This window comes from Mesorhizobium sp. 1M-11, from assembly GCF_001303895.1.
Lineage (GTDB): Bacteria > Pseudomonadota > Alphaproteobacteria > Rhizobiales > Rhizobiaceae > Mesorhizobium.
This window is the reverse complement of record NZ_LJSD01000051.1, coordinates 195,523-213,357: the sequence shown is the minus strand read 5'-3', so window position 1 is coordinate 213,357 and position 17,835 is coordinate 195,523. Positions and strand designations below refer to the sequence as shown.

The 17,835-nt window shown below is 63.5% G+C and carries 21 protein-coding genes; 14 read left to right on the top strand and 7 right to left on the bottom strand.

The genetic code is table 11. From position 1 onward, the window contains the following. Window positions 1–14 precede the first annotated feature (14 nt). Window positions 15–1,580 carry an ABC transporter substrate-binding protein gene (locus AO692_RS21890; protein ID WP_161808108.1) on the top strand — a complete coding sequence of 522 codons (1,566 nt, stop codon included), beginning with the start codon at window positions 15–17 and terminating at the stop codon, window positions 1,578–1,580. Window positions 1,581–1,752: 172 nt separating this feature from the next. Then, window positions 1,753–2,376 (top strand): GntR family transcriptional regulator, encoded by a 624-nt coding sequence (locus AO692_RS21885; RefSeq protein WP_054312156.1) that lies wholly within the window; start codon window positions 1,753–1,755, stop codon window positions 2,374–2,376. Between the two features lie 42 nt (window positions 2,377–2,418). Here the strand turns inward: AO692_RS21885 and AO692_RS21880 are convergent, their stop codons facing one another. The 3 genes from AO692_RS21880 to AO692_RS21870 all read right to left on the bottom strand — a co-directional run bounded on the left by AO692_RS21880 (window position 2,419) and on the right by AO692_RS21870 (window position 5,472). Continuing rightward, window positions 2,419–3,255 carry a serine hydrolase gene (locus tag AO692_RS21880; protein WP_054312155.1) on the bottom strand — a complete coding sequence of 279 codons (837 nt, stop codon included), beginning with the start codon at window positions 3,253–3,255 and terminating at the stop codon, window positions 2,419–2,421. 239 nt (window positions 3,256–3,494) lie between these two features. Next, window positions 3,495–4,613 carry a mandelate racemase/muconate lactonizing enzyme family protein gene (locus AO692_RS21875; protein WP_054312154.1) on the bottom strand — a complete coding sequence of 373 codons (1,119 nt, stop codon included), beginning with the start codon at window positions 4,611–4,613 and terminating at the stop codon, window positions 3,495–3,497. A 112-nt stretch (window positions 4,614–4,725) separates the two neighbouring features. Then, the gene (locus AO692_RS21870) at window positions 4,726–5,472 is read right to left on the bottom strand and encodes an amino acid ABC transporter ATP-binding protein (RefSeq protein WP_054312153.1); all 747 of its coding nucleotides are present in this window, start codon (window positions 5,470–5,472) and stop codon (window positions 4,726–4,728) included. Between the two features lie 120 nt (window positions 5,473–5,592). Between AO692_RS21870 and AO692_RS21865 the strand changes: the two genes are divergently transcribed. The 9 genes from AO692_RS21865 (at window position 5,593) to AO692_RS21825 (ending at window position 12,938) form a co-directional block, all read left to right on the top strand. After that, the gene (locus AO692_RS21865) at window positions 5,593–6,276 is read left to right on the top strand and encodes a GntR family transcriptional regulator (RefSeq protein ID WP_054312152.1); all 684 of its coding nucleotides are present in this window, start codon (window positions 5,593–5,595) and stop codon (window positions 6,274–6,276) included. A gap of 37 nt (window positions 6,277–6,313) precedes the next feature. After that, entirely contained in the window at window positions 6,314–6,985 is a 672-nt protein-coding gene (locus AO692_RS21860) for an amino acid ABC transporter permease (RefSeq protein ID WP_054312151.1), read from the top strand. A gap of 2 nt (window positions 6,986–6,987) precedes the next feature. Next, window positions 6,988–7,641: an amino acid ABC transporter permease gene (locus tag AO692_RS21855; protein ID WP_054312150.1), complete on the top strand. Its 654-nt coding sequence runs from the start codon at window positions 6,988–6,990 to the stop codon at window positions 7,639–7,641. 34 nt (window positions 7,642–7,675) lie between these two features. After that, window positions 7,676–8,452, top strand: coding sequence for a transporter substrate-binding domain-containing protein (locus AO692_RS21850; protein ID WP_054312149.1), 777 nt, complete (start codon window positions 7,676–7,678; stop codon window positions 8,450–8,452). Window positions 8,453–8,515: 63 nt separating this feature from the next. Continuing rightward, on the top strand, window positions 8,516–9,625 hold the full coding sequence (locus tag AO692_RS21845) for an enolase C-terminal domain-like protein (RefSeq protein ID WP_054312148.1): 1,110 nt from the start codon (window positions 8,516–8,518) through the stop codon (window positions 9,623–9,625). 5 nt (window positions 9,626–9,630) lie between these two features. Further along, a complete protein-coding gene (locus tag AO692_RS21840) occupies window positions 9,631–10,665 on the top strand; it encodes a zinc-binding alcohol dehydrogenase family protein (protein WP_082407484.1) in 1,035 nt (344 codons plus the stop codon). Further along, a complete protein-coding gene (locus tag AO692_RS21835; protein ID WP_054312147.1) occupies window positions 10,662–11,423 on the top strand; it encodes an SDR family oxidoreductase in 762 nt (253 codons plus the stop codon). Before AO692_RS21840 ends, AO692_RS21835 begins: the two co-directional genes overlap by 4 nt. A gap of 19 nt (window positions 11,424–11,442) precedes the next feature. Beyond that, complete coding sequence (locus tag AO692_RS21830) at window positions 11,443–11,739, top strand: UxaA family hydrolase (RefSeq protein WP_054312146.1); 297 nt, start codon at window positions 11,443–11,445, stop codon at window positions 11,737–11,739. After that, window positions 11,736–12,938 carry a UxaA family hydrolase gene (locus tag AO692_RS21825; RefSeq protein ID WP_054312145.1) on the top strand — a complete coding sequence of 401 codons (1,203 nt, stop codon included), beginning with the start codon at window positions 11,736–11,738 and terminating at the stop codon, window positions 12,936–12,938. The genes AO692_RS21830 and AO692_RS21825 overlap by 4 nt, the downstream gene beginning before the upstream one ends. Before the next feature lie 309 nt (window positions 12,939–13,247). On the opposite strand, the gene map is transcribed toward AO692_RS21825, so the two are convergent. Together map and AO692_RS21815 are read right to left on the bottom strand one after the other, a co-directional pair. Then, a complete protein-coding gene (gene map, locus AO692_RS21820) occupies window positions 13,248–14,015 on the bottom strand; it encodes a type I methionyl aminopeptidase (protein WP_054312144.1) in 768 nt (255 codons plus the stop codon). 105 nt (window positions 14,016–14,120) lie between these two features. Next, a complete protein-coding gene (locus tag AO692_RS21815; protein WP_054312143.1) occupies window positions 14,121–14,330 on the bottom strand; it encodes a ParD-like family protein in 210 nt (69 codons plus the stop codon). A gap of 173 nt (window positions 14,331–14,503) precedes the next feature. Here AO692_RS21815 and AO692_RS21810 point away from each other — a divergent pair, with 173 nt between their 5' ends. Both AO692_RS21810 and AO692_RS21805 read left to right on the top strand, forming a co-directional pair. Continuing rightward, window positions 14,504–14,779 carry a metal-sensing transcriptional repressor gene (locus AO692_RS21810; protein ID WP_054312142.1) on the top strand — a complete coding sequence of 92 codons (276 nt, stop codon included), beginning with the start codon at window positions 14,504–14,506 and terminating at the stop codon, window positions 14,777–14,779. A 7-nt stretch (window positions 14,780–14,786) separates the two neighbouring features. Further along, entirely contained in the window at window positions 14,787–15,944 is a 1,158-nt protein-coding gene (locus AO692_RS21805; RefSeq protein WP_054312141.1) for a nickel/cobalt efflux transporter, read from the top strand. Between the two features lie 38 nt (window positions 15,945–15,982). On the opposite strand, the gene AO692_RS21800 is transcribed toward AO692_RS21805, so the two are convergent. Beyond that, the gene (locus AO692_RS21800) at window positions 15,983–16,732 is read right to left on the bottom strand and encodes an alpha/beta hydrolase (protein ID WP_054312140.1); all 750 of its coding nucleotides are present in this window, start codon (window positions 16,730–16,732) and stop codon (window positions 15,983–15,985) included. 210 nt (window positions 16,733–16,942) lie between these two features. Between AO692_RS21800 and AO692_RS32375 the strand changes: the two genes are divergently transcribed. Continuing rightward, entirely contained in the window at window positions 16,943–17,449 is a 507-nt protein-coding gene (locus tag AO692_RS32375; RefSeq protein WP_082407482.1) for a helix-turn-helix domain-containing protein, read from the top strand. Here the strand turns inward: AO692_RS32375 and AO692_RS21795 are convergent. Further along, complete coding sequence (locus AO692_RS21795; RefSeq protein ID WP_054312139.1) at window positions 17,388–17,735, bottom strand: hypothetical protein; 348 nt, start codon at window positions 17,733–17,735, stop codon at window positions 17,388–17,390. The two genes, AO692_RS32375 and AO692_RS21795, sit on opposite strands and share 62 nt — an antisense overlap. Window positions 17,736–17,835: the final 100 nt, after the last annotated feature.

The following is a 17,835-nucleotide window of genomic DNA, read 5'->3' as shown; positions in this document are numbered from 1 at the left end:
GGAGGTCGAAAGAAATGCCAGATTTCTCGATGGGATGGTTGAAATCCAGTCGGATGACACCGTTGGCGGCACTCGCCACCCTGATGCTCTCGGCAGCACCTGTCCATGCGCAGGCGCCGAGCATGATCACTGTCGGAATGACCGAGGACGTCCGCGGCGTCGATCCGGCGCGCGAGCGCGACGGCATGTCGGACCCGGTCCACATGCATGTCGTCGAAGGGCTCGTCGCTTACGGCGACAACCTCGAAGTCGGCCCCGTGCTGGCGCAGTCCTATGCCGTGGAGGACGACGGCAAGGCCTATGTGTTCAAGCTGCGCAAGGGTGTGAAATTCCACAATGGCGAGCCGCTGACCTCGGCCGACGTCAAATGGTCATGGGACTATCTGATGGGACCCGAATCCATCTGGCGCTGCAAAGCGGTTTTCGAAGGCGCGATCAAGGTCGCGTCGGTGGAGACGCCGGATCCGGAAACCATCGTCTACAAACTGGCCAAGCCGAACGGCAGCTTCATCTACAATCTCGCCCGGCCCGATTGCGCCGGCACGCCTGTCTTCCATTCTTCGTCGGTCGGCCCGGACGGTGCCTGGAAGACAGTCGTCGGCACCGGGCCATTCACCTTCGGTGAGCGTCGGATCGGCGATTTCGTCGAGGTCAACAAATTCGCCGGTTATGTCTCGCCGGAAGGCGAACCGAACGGCCGGCTGGGCCGCAAGGAAGCGCTGGTCGACAAACTGCGCTTTGCGGTGGTGACCGACCCTTCGGCACGGCTTGTCGGCTTACGCTCCGGCGCGCTCGACCTGACACCGATCACCCCGCAGGCCGTCGAACAGATCAAGGCGGAGCCGACGCTCGATGTCGTCTCGTCCGACACGACCGTCTGGTATGCGCTGCTGCTCAACAGCAAGGACCCGCTGCTGAAGGACAAGCGCATCCGCCAGGCGATCGCCCTGGCGATCGACCGCACCGCCGTCGCGCAGGGTGTCTCGTTCGGCCAATGGGCGGGAACGACGACGCCGATGCCGCGCGCCAGCAAATATTATACCCAGCCGGAAAACGAACAGCTCGGCGCGTCGCTCGACAAGGCGAAGGCGCTGCTGGCCGAAGCCGGTTATGCAGGCCAGCCGATCACCATCATCGCCAACAAGCAGTTCGAGGGCATGTTCGATCAAGCGGTGATCGTACAGAGCCTGCTTTTGATGGCCGGCATCCAGGCCAACATCGAAACGCTCGAATGGGGGCTGCAACTGGAGCGCTACACCAACGGCAACTACCAGGCGCAGTCGTTCGGCTATTCGGGACGGTTCGATCCGATGGGCGCGTGGGAACGCATCATCGGGCCGGAATCGCGCAAGGTCTGGAAGGACGAGGCGGCGATCGCCCTGCTCGACAAGGGCATGCAGGCCAGCGACCCGCAGGAGGTAAAGCGCATATCGGGCGAGCTCTACAAGATGTTCATGGAAGAGGTGCCGGCGGTCAGCCTCTACCACGTCAACCTGGCGCTCGGCGTCAGCAAGAAGCTGAAAGGCGTGCATGCGTCCCCGCTCGAGACGCCGGCGCTCTGGAACGTTTCGAAACAATAGGATGTAGGGACAATCGGGTCCGTGCTGGCATTCGAGCGCGGGCCCAAAGCAATTCCAGCAAAAGTGTGCAGCGGTTTTGCGTCCGGAATTGCGTAGACCAAAAAGCTGAAGCATTTCGCGATTCGTAGAAACGCGAAAATGCTCTACGAAGGGGCAAGGGGAAGGAATCCACATGGCCAAGTCGCGTGAATCGGCGGACCAGCTTGCCTTGCTCATCAAAGAGATCCGCAACGACATCATCTTCGGCGCCTATGCGCCGGGCACCTGGCTGAAGCTGACGGATCTGCAGGCCCACCATGGCGCCAGTGCGTTCCATATCCGGCGCGCGCTTGCCGAACTTTCCAACCTGAAGCTCGTCGATCACGCGGCCAATGCCGGCTTCCGGGTCGCGACGCCCGACGAGTCGACACGGCTCGAAACACGTTTCGTGCGCACCGTCCTGGAGCGCAGTGCCGCCCCCCTCATCGCCGCCAGAGCCACCAGCGAAGATGTGACCGAGCTGGCCCGGCTGGCCGAGGCTTTCGACCAGTCGATCCTGGCCGAAGGCCGGCGCGAGCAGGCGCTTGCCAACCACAATTTCCATTCCAAGCTCTACGAGACTGCCGGCAATCACGTCCTGTGCGACATGATCGACGAGCTGCGCAACCGCAGCCAGCATTCGACGACCGGCCGATGGCGTTCGGTCGAAGGCCTGCGCGCCTCAAGCCTCGATCATTTCAGCATCGTCAAGGCGATCGAAATGCGCGATCCAATCGAACTCGACCGCATCATCGTGCGCCACATCGAGTCGTTCTGATCGCCAGCGAAACGGTTCTTTTTTGCGCAAATAAAGGCCGTTTCAGGCCAGGGTATCCCAGCAGGCGCGGGACAGTTCCGCGATGGCGCGGCCGGCGGCAACCCGCCCCGGCAGTCCGTCCGGCGTGGTTTCAGGCACGTTGTCCGTCGTCGCGCTGAGGATATAGAGCGGGCGCTCGTCCCTGAAGACGATGCCGGAATCCATCCAGCCGCGCTGGCCCCATCCGGTCTTGTTCGCAACCGTGGTCATGGTCGGCAGCAACCCCGGGATCATCTCGCGGTAGCGCTGCCATTTGAGGAACTGCAGCGCCATCGCGCAGAGCTCCGTGCTGACGCCGAGCCGCTTGGCGACCGCCTCGTCTTCGGTGCCGCGCAGGATGCAGTCGAGAAGCAGCACCTGGTCGCTGCTGGTCGTCGTCGTGACTTGGTCGAGCGCATGTTCGGCGGTCAGGTTCGTTGGCGGGAAGCGGGTGCGGTGTGTCGTGCCCGCCATGCCGATGTCCCTGCAATAGCTGGTGAATTCCGGAATCTCGAACGGCCGCATCACCTCGAAGGTGCAGATGTTGTCGCTGGTGATGATCATTTGCAGGATGGCGTCGCGGAAGGGGATCACCAGCCCCGGCGTCATGTACTGGCAGACGCCGGACAGGATCCCTTCCTGCAGTTCCTTGGTGATCGTGACATCGGCTGCGAGATCGATCCGGCCCTCATGCACGGCCTTGAGCGCAGCCATCATGATCGAGATTTTCCGCACGCTCGCCGAAGGCATTTCCAGCTCGGCGCCTTGCCCGAACGTCTCGCCGGTTTCGACCACCTTGACCTGCCAGTGGAGGTCGAAGCCGCGGCCCTCCGAAATCGAAGCGAGACTTTCCAGATGCATGGTGATCTCCGTGGCAGACAGACCGATTGAACTCGCTTGCGACCCTAGTGCAGGCGAGGGAGACAGTAAATATTTTTTGCGCAAAAAATCACGAAGCGGGTGGCGTTGACGCCCGGTGCCCCGAGGTCCACAGGCGGCTGGCGACGTTGGAAGGTCTGACGGAGGCTGGGAACTTCCGCTCCACGTGTCTCAGCCTCGCTATGGGAAATGGTCTCGGTGGCCTTTGGATCGCCCAGGCTTCACCCCAGGCTCTTGCCGTATCGCTCCATGCTTGCCGGAAGCGGCGTCGTGCCGGCGCCGGGCTGCTGCGGGCGCTGGAAGACGCCGTCGACGACATTGGCCGGTTCCCGGAAGTGATCCTTGATCCAGGGGATGTATTCCAGGATCGTCGACGCCGGGTGCCAGTAGCTCAGATGCACATGCACCTGGCTCATCTCGCCGGCATGGGGAACGACGGGGAGCCGGTGCGCCAGCGCGAGGTCCGCCACCTGGATGTATTCGGTGATGCCGCCGAGACGTGTGACGTCGGGCTGGACATAGGCGACCGCGCCCGCATCGATGAAGCTGCGGAAAGCGTCGACCGTATAGAGCTGCTCGCCGAGCGCGACCGGGATCGACGTGTTGCGGGCAAGCGTCGCATGGCCGGCGACGTCATCGTACCAGAGCGGCTCCTCGAACCAGTAGATGTCGAGATCGCGGGCGAGCGCGCAGAAACGCTGGCAGGTCGGCAGGTCCCATTTGCCGTTTCCGTCGATGGCCATGCGGACCTTCGAGCCGACGCGCTTGCGCACCGCCGTCAGCCGCTCGATATCGGCAATCGGATCGTCGTGGCCGACCTTGATCTTGATGCGGGTGAAGCCGTCTTCCTCCACCGCCTTTGCCGAACCCTCCAGAAGCGTTGCCAGATCGAAGGAGAGCCAGCCGATGTCGGTGTTGTAGGCCTCCAGCGCATCGGTGCGAGCACCGCCGAGCTGGCTCCACAGCGGAACGCCGGCCTTCTTCGCCTTCAAGTCCCAGAGTGCGACGTCGACTGCCGCCAGCGCCAGATGGGTGATTCCCGCCCGGCCGACCCATTGCAGGGCCGGATAGCGCGCGAGCTTCCTCCAGAGGCGCTGATGATCCGAGGCATCCTCGCCGATCAGCAGCGGCGCGTAGCAATCGCTGATGCAGGAGGTGATCAGCCGGTCGGAGGCGAGATGCGCATGCGTCCCCGTGAAGCCATATCCTTCCAGCCCGTCGGTCGTGACGATCTTCGCGCCGACGACGCCCCAGTGGGTGATGTTGTGCGTCGAGTCCGAAATGGAATCCGATGTCAGGGGAAGATGCAGGATGAACGGTTGGACGGAAGCGATTTGCATGTCGAGGCCTCTAGAGTAATTCCAGGAAAAGTGCGCAGCGGTTTTCCGTCCGGAATTGCGTAAAAACAAAGAGTTAGAGCGTTTCCGCGAAACGGAAACGCTCTAGGGTTTGTCAGTGCAGGAGCTGGGAGAGGAATTCGCGCGAGCGCTGATGCTTGGGCGCGGCGAAGAACTCCTTCGGTGTCCCTTCCTCGACGATCCGGCCCTTGTCCATGAACACGACGCGGTCCGCGACCTGGCTGGCGAAGCCCATCTCATGGGTCACGCAGATCATCGTGATGCCTTCCGAGGCCAGCGACACCATCGTGTCCAGCACTTCCTTGACCATCTCGGGATCGAGCGCCGAGGTCGGTTCGTCGAACAGCATGATCTTGGGCTGCATGCAGAGCGCGCGGGCGATCGCGACACGCTGCTGCTGGCCGCCGGAAAGCTGGGACGGATATTTCTCCGCCTGGTCGGTGATGCGCACCTTGCGCAGCATCTCCATCGCCTTCTCCGAGGCTTCCTTCTTCGATGTCCCAAGCACGCGGGTCGGCGCGAGCGTGCAGTTCTCGATCACCTTCAGATGTGGAAAGAGGTTGAATTGCTGAAACACCATGCCGATGTCGCGACGCGGCGCGATCCGGCCATGGGATTTCTCGACAAGCGGCTTGCCGTCGATCTCCACCGAGCCTTGCTGCAGCTCCTCGAGACCGTTGATGCAGCGGATCAGCGTCGACTTCCCGGAGCCTGACGGCCCGCAGATGACGATCTTCTCGCCCCTGGCGACGTCGAGACTGACATGGTCGAGCGCCTGGAAGGTGCCGAACATCTTCACCGCGTCCCGCATCCTCACGAAAGCGTTGCCGTTTCCGTTCATGAGCTCCTCCTCCTTGTCTGGAGCGGCTTGTAACCCGAAAGGTCGAGATCGGAAAATAAAAAATTTTTTATTTTTAATTTTTTTCTTGCGTCGGGACGAAAGCAGTCCGATGCTTGGGTCATGAGCATGATCAAGACGACCTTGGCCGAGCAGGCCTATCAGGAACTGCGTTCGCGCATCGTCAGCGGCAGGCTGGCGGGCGGCCAACGGCTGCTGCCGAACGAGCTTGCGGCGGATCTCGGGATCAGCCCCACGCCGGTGAAGGAAGCCTGCCTGCGTCTGGAAGCCGACGGTCTCCTGGTGAATTCCGCACGCCGCGGCATGGTTGTCCGCAGCTTGAACCAGGACGATGTCGAAGAGCTCTATGCGGCGCGCGTGCTGATCGAAAAGGGCGCCGTCGAGGCTGCTTTCGACGCGGGGCGCATCGACGGCGCCTTGCACGCCAGGCTTTCGGAGAGCCTGGCAAACCATCGGCGCTACGCAGGCGGCACATCGCTGGACGACCTGGCCATGGCGCTGTCGCACGACCGCGCCTTCCACAGCACGCTCGTCGGCGCGGCCCACATCCCGATGATCTCCGACATGCATGCCCGCATCATCGGCCAGACGCATACGGTCTTCGTGTCCATTCCGGGCGACTACAGCCGCTCGGTCAAGGAGCACCAGGACATCCTGGATGCGGTCGCCGCCGGCAGGAAAGAGCAGATCGTCGCCGCCTTGCTGCTGCATCTCGACAGAAGCCGGCAGAACACGCTGCGCGAGGTGAAGGTCCTCGCGCAGGCGACGGAGCCGAGCCTGCTTTAGAGCTGAGGCCCTCTTTAGAAAGAACTGAGGAACAAGTGTGGGCTACCTAGATTTTTCCGGGACGTTCGCGCGCGGCGATCTCTTCGTCCATGGCGTGATGTTGACCCTGACGCTGTCGATCGCCGCGCTGGTGCTCGGCATGTGCGTCGGCATCGTCGGCGCGCTGATGCGCCTTTCCAGCTCGAAAGTGTTGTCGTCGATCGCCGCTGCCTATGTGGAGCTCATCCGCAACACGCCGTTCCTGGTGCAGATCTACATCGTCTATTTCGGCCTGCCCTCGGTCGGCATCCGCATTTCGGAGATGACGGCGGCCATTCTGTCCCTGACGCTTTATGCCGGCGCCTATATCACCGAGATCGTGCGCGCAGGCATCCAGACGATCGGCGAGGGCCAGAGGGAAGCGGCCCGCACGCTCGGCATGTCGCCTTACCTGACCTTCCGCTATGTCGTCCTGCTGCCGGCCATCTCCGCCATCTTCCCGGCGCTGACCAGCCAGTTCATCCTGATCATGCTGGCCTCCAGCGTGGTTTCGGTCATCTCGGTGCCGGAACTGACCGGCGTCGCCAACGACGTCCAGGGCCTGACGTTCCGAAGCCTCGAAGCCTATCTCGTGGTCGCCGTGATCTACCTCGCCTTGACCGCCGCGTTCAAAGGCGCCTTCGCGCTGATCGACCGCGCCCTGTTCTCCTTCCGTTATGCGGGGCGCTGACCATGTTCCAGACCTTCGGCATCAACCATGTGGGTTTCCTGCTGCAATGCGCGACCTGGACGGTGGTCCTGTCGATCATCGCGCTGGCGGGCGGCGCGATCGGTGGCGCGATCATCGCTCTCATGCGGCTCTCGCGCCTCGCATGGCTGCGCTGGATCGCGCAGGCCTATATCTACGTCATCCAGGGAACGCCCCTGCTGGTCACCCTTTTCATCGCCTATTTCGGCGTCACCAATCTGGGCTACGACCTGCCGGCGATCTATGCCGCCGGCATCGGCTTCACCCTCTACAGCAGCGCGTTCCTCGGTGAGATCTGGCGCGGATCGATCCAGTCGATCAGCAAGGGGCAATGGGAGGCCGCCTTCGCGCTGGCGCTCGGCTGGCGCCACACCATGCTGGATGTCATCGTTCCCCAGGCCCTGCGTGTCGCCATTCCGCCGACGGTCGGTTTCTCCGTCCAGGTCGTCAAGAACACGGCGCTCGCTTCGATCGTCGGCTTCGTGGAACTGACGCGGGCAGGCCAGATCGTCTCCAGCGCGACGTTCCAGCCGCTGCAGGTCTACCTGACGGTCGCGGCCATCTACTTTGTCATCTGTTCGACCCTGTCCTACGCCAGCCGCCGATTGGAGCGGCGGCTGCGCCAGACAGCGAACTGAAGAACCAGTCCATCACCAAAGGGAGGAAAGTGCCATGCTGTTGAAGAAGCTTGCCATCGGGCTCGCCGCCATGCTGGCGATCGTTTTGCCGGCCAAGGCCGAAAGCGCGCTCGATACCATCGTCCAGCGTGGAACCATCAATGTCGGCGTCGGCCTGGGAACGCCGCCCTATGGCCTGATGGACGCCAGCATGCAGCCGGACGGCTACGACGTGTCCGTCGCGAAGCTGATCGCCCGCGACCTCGGCGTCAAGGCCAACATCGTCGACACCACGGCCGCCAACCGCATCCCGAACCTGACCTCGGGCAAGCTCGACATCGTGATCTATTCGTTCTCGATCACCGCCGAGCGCGCCAAGGCGATCGCCTTCACCAACACCTATTATGTCGACCAGCAGGTCTATGTCGGCCCGGCCGACAAGCCCATCACCAGGATCGAGGACCTGGCGGGCATGAAGATCGGCGTCACGCGCGCCAGCACCAACGACATCGTCATGACCAAGAAGGCCGTCGAGGGCGTGCAGCTGCAGCGCTACGACGACGACGCCTCCACCTCGCAGGCGCTGTTTGCGGGACAGGTCGAGGGCATCGTCACCAGCGGCGCGCTCGCCCGTGCCGTCGAGGAGCACAATTCCGCGCTCAAGAAGCAGTTCATCGTCGCCCAGGCGCCGATGGGCATCGGCCTGCGCCGCAACGATCCGGACCTGCTGCACTGGCTGAACACCGAGCTCTTCATGCTCCAGTCCACGGGCGAGCTGCAGGCCCTGCAGAAGAAGTGGATGGGCGTCGAGGTCGATCTGCCCCGTTTCTGAAACATCCGGGGTCGGGATCGCCCGGCCCCAACCTTGCCGCCACGGCTCATTGAAGGCTCCCCCATGAAGATCACGGACGTGAAAGTGCGCTGCTGCCAGCGCAAACCGGGCGATTTTGCCGCCAGCGCATTTCGAACCGGGGATTTCGCGAAGTTCGAATTCCTGACCGTCACCATGATGACGGATACGGGGCTGGAGGCGACTGCTTTCGGCTTCGCCGGCCGCTCGGCGCCGGGCGCCGGCCGGCTGATCGCCGATACGCTGCGTCCGTTCTTCATCGGCCGCGATCCACTCGACCGCGAAAAGGCCTGGCACGATTTCCGCGTTGCCGATCGCTGGTGGGGGCACCTGCCGATCTATGCCTATGGGCCGTTCGACACCTGCCTGTGGCTGCTTTCCGCCGCCGCGGCCGGCCAGCCGCTCTACAAATATCTCGGCGCCTATCGCGAGAGCGTGCCGGTCTATGGCAGCTCGATGATCCTGTCCGATCCGCAGGATTACGTGAACGAGGCGCTGCGTGCCAAGGGCGAGGGCCTGAGGGCCTACAAGCTGCACACGCCCGGCCTCGATCTCGACTACGACATCGACGTCCATCGCCAGGTTCGCGCCGCCGTCGGTCCGGATTTCACGCTGATGTCCGATCCGGTCTCGATGTTCAACCTCGAACAGTCGATCCGCTTCGGCCGCGAGCTGGAACGGCTTGGCTTCTATTGGCTGGAGGAGCCGCTCTACGACGAGGATGTCCATTCCCTGCGCGAGCTCGCCCGCACGCTGGAAATCCCGCTCGTCGGCACCGAGGTGCTAGCCAAGCATCCCTACTCGATCGCCGAATGCATCTCGACCCGCGTCGTCGACCGCGTCCGCGCGGACGTGTCCTGGACGGGCGGCGTCACCGGCGTCATGAAGACCGCGCGCCTTGCCGAGGCCTTCGGCGTCAACTGCGAGATCCACACCGCGATCTTCCACCCGATGGAGATCGTCAACCTGCATTGCGCCGCCGCGATCAGGAACTGCGACTTCTTCGAACTGCTCTACCCGATCGAGAACTTCGCCTTCGGTCTCAAGCAGCCGCTGCCGATCAAGGACGGCTACGCGACCCCGCCCTCCGGCCCCGGCCTCGGCGTCGAGATCGACTGGGACGTCATCGAAAACAGCACCATCGCCGAGGTCTGATCACCATGATGAAAGCCGTCTGTCTCGACCAGCCCGGCAGGATCTCGCTGATCGACCTGCCGATGCCGATGCCCGGTCCCGGCGACGTTGCCGTGCGCATGGACTATGTCGGGTATTGCGGTTCCGATCTCACCTCGTTCCGCGGCCTGAACCCGCTGGTCTCCTATCCGCGCGTGCCGGGCCATGAAATCTCCGGCACCGTCGCCGCGCTCGGCGACGGCGTCAGCGGGCTGGCGATCGGTCAGCCGGTGACCATCCTGCCCTATTTCAACTGCGACGCGTGCCATGCCTGCCGCCTTGGCCGGCCCAACGCCTGCAGGAACAATCAGACCATGGGCGTGCAGCGCGAAGGCGCCATGACCTCGACCGTGGTCGTCCCTGTCGCCAAGGTCATCCCTGTCGACGGCATGCGCCAGCGCGACCTGGCGCTGATCGAGCCGATCGCCGTCGGTTTCCATGCCGTGCGCCGCTCGGAGCTGCGAGCAGGGGAGACCGTCGTCGTCCTTGGCTGCGGCGTCATCGGTCTCGGCGCCCTGCTTGGTGCCGTGAGAAGGGACGCACGGGTGATCGCCGTCGACCTCAGCGCCGACAAGCTCAAGGTCGCCGGCGCGCTCGGCGCCGCCGAAACCATCGATGCCTCCTCCGAGGATGTCGCGGCGCGTGTTCTCGAACTGACCCATGGCGACGGCGCCGAGGTCGTCATCGAAGCCGTCGGCGCCGACGTGACCTTTAGGCAGGCGATCGACCTCGTCGCCTCCTGCGGCCGGGTCGTCTATGTCGGCTACGCCAAGAATCCGATCGCTTACGACACCAAGCATTTCCTGCTCAAGGAAATGGACATCCGCGGGTCGCGCGGTTCCGAGATCGCCGACTTCAACGATGTCATCGCCTATCTGAAGCAGCATCCGGATGCCGGCGACCGCATCGTCTCGCGCGTCGTGCCGATCAAGGAGGCCGCCGCCGCCATGGAAGCCTGGGACAAGGATCCCGGTGGCTTCACCAAGATCGTCGTCAGGATCGAAGCGGGGAAAGACGCATGAGCCTCGAGGATGTCTTCGGCCTGAAAGGCGAACACGCGCTGGTGACCGGCGGCGGCAGCGGTCTCGGCCTTGCGGTCGCGAGCTGCTTCGTCCAGGCCGGCGCCAGGGTGACGATCGTCGGCACCAATGCCGAAAAGCTCGCCAAGGCCTGCAAGACGCTCGGCCCCGCCGCCGGCAGCCACGTCTTCGACGTGACCGATACGGCGGCGGCGGAAGCATTCGCCAGCGATGTCGAGCAGAAGTCCGGCCGCGTTTCGATCCTCGTCAACAATGCCGGCAATACGGTCAAGAAGCCGCTCGCGGCGATGAGCGTCGAGGATTTCAACGCGGTCATGAACGTCCATGTCGGCGGCGCCTTCGCCCTGTCGCGCGCCTTCCTGCCGCAAGTCTCGGCGGCGAAGGGCAGCATCCTCTTCACCGCCTCGATGAGCTCGTTCCTCGGCATCCCGAACGTGATCGGCTATTCCGCGGCGAAATCCGCCTATGTCGGCATGGTGCGGGCGCTGGCGACCGAACTCGCGCCGTCCGGCGTGCGGGTCAACGGCGTGGCGCCCGGCTGGATCGACACCGCGCTCCTGCGCCAGGCGACCGCGGCCGATCCGGAACGGGCGCGCAAGATCAACAGCCGCATCCCCATGGGTCGTTTCGGCGAAGGCGCCGATATCGGCTGGGCCATGACCTATCTCGCCTCGCGCGCCGCGGCCTATGTGACCGGCCACATCATTGTGGTCGACGGTGGCGCACTGCACGGCTTCTGACACGGACATCGAGGACAGGATGACTGACCCGCGCCTGCTTCTGCTCTCGGAAAAGGACAATGTCCTGGTCGTTTGCCGGCGCATCGAGGCGGGCGAGACTGTCCTTGTCGGCGGCCATGCGCAGGTTCTCGAAAAGACCGTCGCGCTCGGCCACAAGCTGGCGCGCCGTGCGATCGCCGCCGGCGAAAAGATCGTCAAATACGGCACCCCGATCGGTTCGGCGACACGGGCGATCGCGCCCGGCGAGCACGTCCATGTCCACAACCTGAAGAGCGACTACACCAGGACGCATGTGATCGCGGAGGCCGGATCATGACAGGCGCACCCATTCTCGGCTACCTCCGGCCGGACGGCCGCAAGGGCATCCGCAACATCGTGGTCGTCGCCTATCTGGTGGAATGCGCCCACCATGTCGGGCGCGAGATCGTCAGCCATTTCCGCGGTGGGCAAGTTCACCTGATAGGCTTTCCGGGCTGTTTTCCCAATCCCTATGCCCAGAAGATGATGGACCGGCTCTGCACGCATCCAAATGTCGGCGCGGTGCTGCTGCTCTCGCTCGGCTGCGAGAGCTTCAACAAATTCTCCCTGTCGCGCACCGTCGCGGCGAGCGGCCGGCCGGTGGCGACGCTGACGATCCAGGAAAACGGCGGTACGCTCTCCACGATTGCCGACGGCATCGGCTGGGTCGAGCAGTATCTCGAGGAACTGGACCGCGTCCCGCGCGTGCCGATGGATCCGGGCGAGCTGATCGTCGGCACCATCTGCGGCGGCTCGGACGGCACCAGCGGCATCACGGGAAACCCGGCCGCCGGCCTTGCCTTCGACCGGCTGGTCGAGGCGGGTGCGGCCTGCATCTTCGAGGAGACCGGCGAGCTGATCGGCTGCGAGGAGATCATGGCGGACCGCGCCGTGACGCCGGAGCTCGGCGACGAACTGCGCGCCTCGGTGGCGAAGGCAGCGCGCTACTACGCGACACTGGGCTATGGCAGCTTTGCCCCCGGCAACGCCGATGGCGGGCTGTCGACGATCGAGGAGAAATCGCTGGGCGCCTATGCGAAGTCGGGCTCCTCGCCGATTTCCGGCCTCATCAAGCCCGGCGACATCCCGCCGAAGGGCGGGCTCTATCTCATGGACGTGGTGCCGGACGGCGACGTGCGTTTCGGGTTCCCGAACATCTCCGACAATGCCGAGATCGTCGAGCTGATCGCGTCGGGCTGTCACCTGACGCTTTTCGTCACCGGCCGCGGCTCCGTCTCCGGCTCGGCGATCGCGCCGGTGATCAAGATCTGCGCCAATCCGGAGACCTATCGCAGGCTCCCCGGCGACATGGATGTCGATGCGGGACGGATTCTCGACGGTGCCGCGACGCTGCCGGAAGTCGGCGACGAGATCTTCGACCTGGTCGTCGCCGTGGCGAACGGCCAGGCCACCAAGTCCGAACAGCTCGGACACCGCGAATTCATCCTGACCTACAAGACGTTCGAACCGATCGGCCCCTCCTGCCTGCCGGCTTAGGGAGTGCTGCCGTCGACGCCGGGTCTGGACCGCCGTGCCTCGTCAGCGTTCCGGAATGGATCCCCGACACTCTCCGCTCCCTGCGGTCGCTCACGAGGTCGAGGATGACGAGGGGATGGGCGCGTCGGCTAATCTCAAACGTTGGCGCCTAGGGCGACGGAGGTGCCGACGGTGACAGTTAGTGCCGGCGCCAAATGAAGTCCGTCATCCTCGACCTCGCAGGGAGCGAAGCGACCGGAGAGTGTCGGGGATCCATTCCGGAACGCTGGTGGAATGCCACGAACGCTGGCGCCAGCGGGCGAAGCCCGTTCACGCCACCAGCTTCTCGTCGCTGCGCAGCGTCAGCACTTCGACGCCGGTGGCGGTGACGGCGACGGTGTGCTCGAACTGGGCGGAAAGCTTGCCGTCATGGGTCAGCACCGTCCAGCCGTCGTCTGCCGTCCTGACCCTGCGCGTGCCCTGGTTCACCATCGGCTCGATGGTGAAGACCATGCCTTCGCGCAGCTTGACGCCGGTTCCGGGCCGCCCGTGGTTCAGCACCTGCGGCTCTTCATGCATCTCGCGGCCGATGCCGTGCCCGCAATATTCGCGCACCACCGAATAGCCGTTCTTCTTCGCATGCTTTTCAATGGCGTAGCCGATGTCACCGAGATGCGCGCCGGGCTTGACCTCCCTGATGCCCTTCCACATCGCCTCCTGGGCAACGCGCACCAGCCGTTTCGCGACGGGCGAGGCATCGCCGACCAGATAGGTCTTCGAGGAATCGGCGATGAAGCCGTTCTTCTCCAGCGTGATGTCGAAGTTGACGATGTCGCCGTCCTGGATGATCGCGGTCGCATCCGGCACGCCATGGCAGACGACATCGTTGATCGAGCAGTTCAGCACATGCTTGAAGCCATACTGTCCCTTGCTGGCGGGACGCGCGGCGAGGTCTTCGGTGATGAAGCGGTCGACCAGCGCGTCGACCTCAAGCGTCGACATGCCGGCAAGCTCGAGCGTGTCCAGCATCTCGAAGACGGAGGCCAGCAGCCTGCCGGACTGGCGCATCAGCGCCAGCTCATCCGATGTCTTGACCATCTCAGAGCCTGTCGCGCAAAAGTGTGAAGCGGTTTTGCGAGAACGACAGGCGCAAAACCAAAGACCTGATGCGCAGGGCGCGCATCTGAAAGATCGCGACCTGCATCAGGCTACCGCAAGATTGGGGGCAGGGTGGTCCTGCGCGGTGGCCAGCTCCCGCTTCACGATCTCGGTGAAGGACAGCGTCGGGTTGGCCTCGGCCAGCATGCCGATCTTCATCCAGAACTCGGCCTGCGCATTGATGGAACGGCACATCACGGTCGAGGCGCGCCGCACCTCCTCATGCAGTTCCTCGTCGATCTTCACGATGCCCATGGCTGTCTCCAGTGGATATACGGTTCATATATGGATCGTATATCCTGTGGTCAAGCGAGGTGAAGCGCCTGTTATCTCCCCCCTTGCGGGGGAGATAGAGACGCTGTGCCGCAAACAGCATCCTCCCCTGGAGGATACTTGCGCTATCCTCCAGGGGAGGATAGTGATCCCACATGGAACCTCATCGTCACGAAACCCATCCCGACATCGTCAAGCGCCTGAAACGGGCCGATGGACATCTGCGCAGCGTCATCGAGATGATCGAGACGGGGCGCCCCTGCCTCGACATCGCCCAGCAATTGCACGCCGTCGAAAAGGCGATCGCGCAGGCCAAGAAGACGCTGATCCAGGACCACCTCGATCATTGCCTCGACGACGCCGTCGGCATGCTCGACCAGGACCGGCGCGCCACCATCGACGAATTCAAGGCCATCACCAAATATCTGTGAGTTTCGCATGCCGAGTTTCGCCGAGCTGATCCAGCAAGGTTCCGCCCATGCCTGGCTGTTCGTGCCCAGCGCCATCCTGCTGGGCGCTTTGCACGGGCTGGAGCCCGGCCATTCCAAGACGATGATGGCGGCCTTCATCGTCGCGGTCCGGGGTACGGTTATGCAGGCCGTGCTGCTGGGGCTCGCCGCCACCGTCTCCCACACCATCGTCGTCTGGGGCATTGCGCTGGGCGGCATGTATCTGTGGCGGGGCGTCGACGCCGAGACCTTCGAGCCCTGGTTCCAGCTCGCCTCGGCAGCGATCATCATCGCCATAGCGCTCTGGATGCTGTGGCGCACCTGGCGCGAGCAGCAGGACGCGAAGGCCGCCTCCGGAGACGATCATCATGACCATGACCACCATGGCCATGCGCACGATCATGGGCACGGCGATAGCCGTCGCATCGACACCGGTCACGGCGTGATCGCGGTCGAGCTGTTCGAGGATGGCGTGCCGCCACGCTGGCGCATCCGCACCGAACGCGGCCATGGCTGGCCGGCGGGGGACGTGACCATCGTCACCGAACGGCCGGACGGCAGCCGGCAGGGTTTCACCTTCGTCGATCGCGGCGGCTACCTGGAATCGGCCGACGAGATCCCCGAGCCGCATGATTTCATGGCGCGCGTCAGTCTCGGTCACGGCAACCACACCCATGACTACGACCTGTCCTTCGTCGAAGGTCTCGGCCATGACCATCTGCACGAGGAGATCCACGGGCTGGAGGTGAGCGGCAGCGAATATCAGGACGCGCACGAGCTGGCGCATGCCAACGACATCCGCCGCCGCTTCGCCGACCGCAACGTGACCACCTGGCAGATCGTGCTGTTCGGGCTGACCGGCGGGGTCATTCCGTGCCCGGCCGCGATCACTGTTCTGCTGCTCTGCCTGCAGCTCAAGGAATTCACGCTGGGCTTTGCCCTGGTGCTGTGCTTCTCGATCGGCTTGGCCATCACCCTGGTCAGCGTCGGGGCGGCCGCCGCTCTCAGCGTCCGCCATGCCAACAAACGCTGGTCCTGGTTCGGCACCGTCGCCCGCAGGGCGCCTTACCTGTCGGCCGTGCTGATCGTCGGCGTCGGGCTCTATGTCGGCTATCACGGCTGGCTGGGGCTGCCGCCATCGGCCTGACCCGCGTTTCCGCGATACGGGAAATTCGCTGGGTCCTTTTACAGGCTCAGCTTGCCTTCATCCTTGAGACGATCGAGGAAAGTGCTCAGCACTTCGTTCGTTCGCACAGGCGCCTCGAGATTCACGACATGGCCGGAACGCGGAATGCGAACAACTTCGACGTTCGTAAATGCCCTTTCCATGGCACCAGTTTTTTCGTCGACGGGCAGGACTGCGTCGTCCTCACCGTGGATGACGAGGACAGGCTTCTCAAATCGTCGCGCAACGGCGGTGTAGTCCGCCTTTCCCAGCCAGCTCTCGGCCTCACGTAGAACCGAGCGGGCGGGAAGCTCCGCCCAGCGATGCGCCCAGTGATCTACCGTGTCCGCTTTGTCCTGCAACGTATGCCGGCCAAATATGTAGGAGGCGGTTTGCCGCGCGAGGGGCAACGATACGGTGCCGTCATGGTCGAACTTTTGGAATTCGATCAGGCGCGCAGCTTGTTCACTCTCGGAATAGGTACCGATCTGAGAGCCGACGAAGACAAGGGCATTCACCCGATCAGGATAAAGACGGATGAACTCGGTCGCCATAAAGCCTCCCATCGACATGCCCAGCAGCACGCATTTTCCTATGCCGAGATCGTCGAGCAGCGCACGACAGTCTTCGGCCAGGTCTCTCAGAAAATAGGGGGTGTCATACGCGGGGGTGCGCGCCCTTTGGTCATAGGACACGACGCGATAGCGATCCTTCAGGGCGCTGACCTGCGGCATGAACATGGAATGATCCATCATGGTCCCATGTGCCATGACCACAGCGGGACCACTGCCCTCTACGACAACTTTTCCATACATTGGTGCCTCTCTCCTGCATGACGCAAACCGGCTCCAACGGACGCGCAGGGATACCCACGCCGGAACCCGCATGGGTTGCCGGGGCCGCGATCGTTGGAGCGGTTGAGCTTGATTCGCCGATCGTTCGATGGAAACGTACCAACTCAAGTCAACTTGAGGTCAAGCATGAACTTGATGGATATCGGCGAGGTGACGTCACGCTCCGGCGCGTCGGTTTCGGCACTTCGTTATTACGAAGAAATAGGGCTGATCCGCTCCGCGGGACGGCGCGGATTGCGCCGGCAATTCGATGCCAGCGTGCTGCTCACGCTATCCTTGATCGAGCTCGGGAAAGTTGCCGGCTTTTCGCTTGCGGAGATTGCTTCGATGTTTGCGAACGACGGGACGCTGAACATCCCCCGTGCGGATCTGCATGCCAAAGCCGCCGAGTTGGGGCGCCAGATCACCAAACTTCGCGCGCTTCGCGAGGCGATCCAGCATGTCGCCGATTGCCCGGCTCCGTCACATCTGGAATGCCCTAATTTCCGCAAGCTCCTGAAATCGATATCTGCCAAAAAAGTGAATTCGCGAACGCCTCGCGGACAGGCCAGCCAGGTGTCGGCCGACCTTTCTAGTCGTCGTCATCGTCCCAGCCGCCGTAAGGCGGCGGATAGTCCGGAACGATACGAATGAGCGGGCGCGGGCGTTCATAGCGCCAATAGTCGTTGTCGTCCGGCTGATAGGGCTCATAGGTCCGGTAGACGGGGCGATGGTAGCGCCAGTGCTGGCGATGATGCTTGCGGTAGTGCTTGCGCGGACGCACGCAATAGCCGTCGCGTGTCAGATAGGCACAGGTCACGCGGGCCTGCTGCAGCAGCCCGTCCGGCGTGGGCGCGGCAGGCCGGATCGCGGACGCCCCCTGCGCCTCGAATGCGGCCAGCGAAAGCGCCCCGGCCAGAATGAGAAACGACAGTTTCATCTGCCCCTCCTTCCATCGTCGAGTGCCTTCATCAACGCGCGTGGATTCCGCGCGATTTGAGGCAGCTTCGATCAAATTGTTTTTCCGGCAAACACAGATT

Coding starts and splice junctions, on each gene's coding strand:
- AO692_RS21890 (WP_161808108.1), top strand. CDS start 15: ATGCCAGATTTCTCGATGGGATGGTTGAAATCCAGTCGGATGACACCG.
- AO692_RS21885 (WP_054312156.1), top strand. CDS start 1,753: ATGGCCAAGTCGCGTGAATCGGCGGACCAGCTTGCCTTGCTCATCAAA.
- AO692_RS21880 (WP_054312155.1), bottom strand. CDS start 3,255: ATGCATCTGGAAAGTCTCGCTTCGATTTCGGAGGGCCGCGGCTTCGAC.
- AO692_RS21875 (WP_054312154.1), bottom strand. CDS start 4,613: ATGCAAATCGCTTCCGTCCAACCGTTCATCCTGCATCTTCCCCTGACA.
- AO692_RS21870 (WP_054312153.1), bottom strand. CDS start 5,472: ATGAACGGAAACGGCAACGCTTTCGTGAGGATGCGGGACGCGGTGAAG.
- AO692_RS21865 (WP_054312152.1), top strand. CDS start 5,593: ATGAGCATGATCAAGACGACCTTGGCCGAGCAGGCCTATCAGGAACTG.
- AO692_RS21855 (WP_054312150.1), top strand. CDS start 6,988: ATGTTCCAGACCTTCGGCATCAACCATGTGGGTTTCCTGCTGCAATGC.
- AO692_RS21850 (WP_054312149.1), top strand. CDS start 7,676: ATGCTGTTGAAGAAGCTTGCCATCGGGCTCGCCGCCATGCTGGCGATC.
- AO692_RS21845 (WP_054312148.1), top strand. CDS start 8,516: ATGAAGATCACGGACGTGAAAGTGCGCTGCTGCCAGCGCAAACCGGGC.
- AO692_RS21840 (WP_082407484.1), top strand. CDS start 9,631: ATGATGAAAGCCGTCTGTCTCGACCAGCCCGGCAGGATCTCGCTGATC.
- AO692_RS21835 (WP_054312147.1), top strand. CDS start 10,662: ATGAGCCTCGAGGATGTCTTCGGCCTGAAAGGCGAACACGCGCTGGTG.
- AO692_RS21830 (WP_054312146.1), top strand. CDS start 11,443: ATGACTGACCCGCGCCTGCTTCTGCTCTCGGAAAAGGACAATGTCCTG.
- AO692_RS21825 (WP_054312145.1), top strand. CDS start 11,736: ATGACAGGCGCACCCATTCTCGGCTACCTCCGGCCGGACGGCCGCAAG.
- map (WP_054312144.1), bottom strand. CDS start 14,015: ATGGTCAAGACATCGGATGAGCTGGCGCTGATGCGCCAGTCCGGCAGG.
- AO692_RS21815 (WP_054312143.1), bottom strand. CDS start 14,330: ATGGGCATCGTGAAGATCGACGAGGAACTGCATGAGGAGGTGCGGCGC.
- AO692_RS21810 (WP_054312142.1), top strand. CDS start 14,504: ATGGAACCTCATCGTCACGAAACCCATCCCGACATCGTCAAGCGCCTG.
- AO692_RS21805 (WP_054312141.1), top strand. CDS start 14,787: ATGCCGAGTTTCGCCGAGCTGATCCAGCAAGGTTCCGCCCATGCCTGG.
- AO692_RS21800 (WP_054312140.1), bottom strand. CDS start 16,732: ATGGCACATGGGACCATGATGGATCATTCCATGTTCATGCCGCAGGTC.
- AO692_RS32375 (WP_082407482.1), top strand. CDS start 16,943: ATGAACTTGATGGATATCGGCGAGGTGACGTCACGCTCCGGCGCGTCG.
- AO692_RS21795 (WP_054312139.1), bottom strand. CDS start 17,735: ATGAAACTGTCGTTTCTCATTCTGGCCGGGGCGCTTTCGCTGGCCGCA.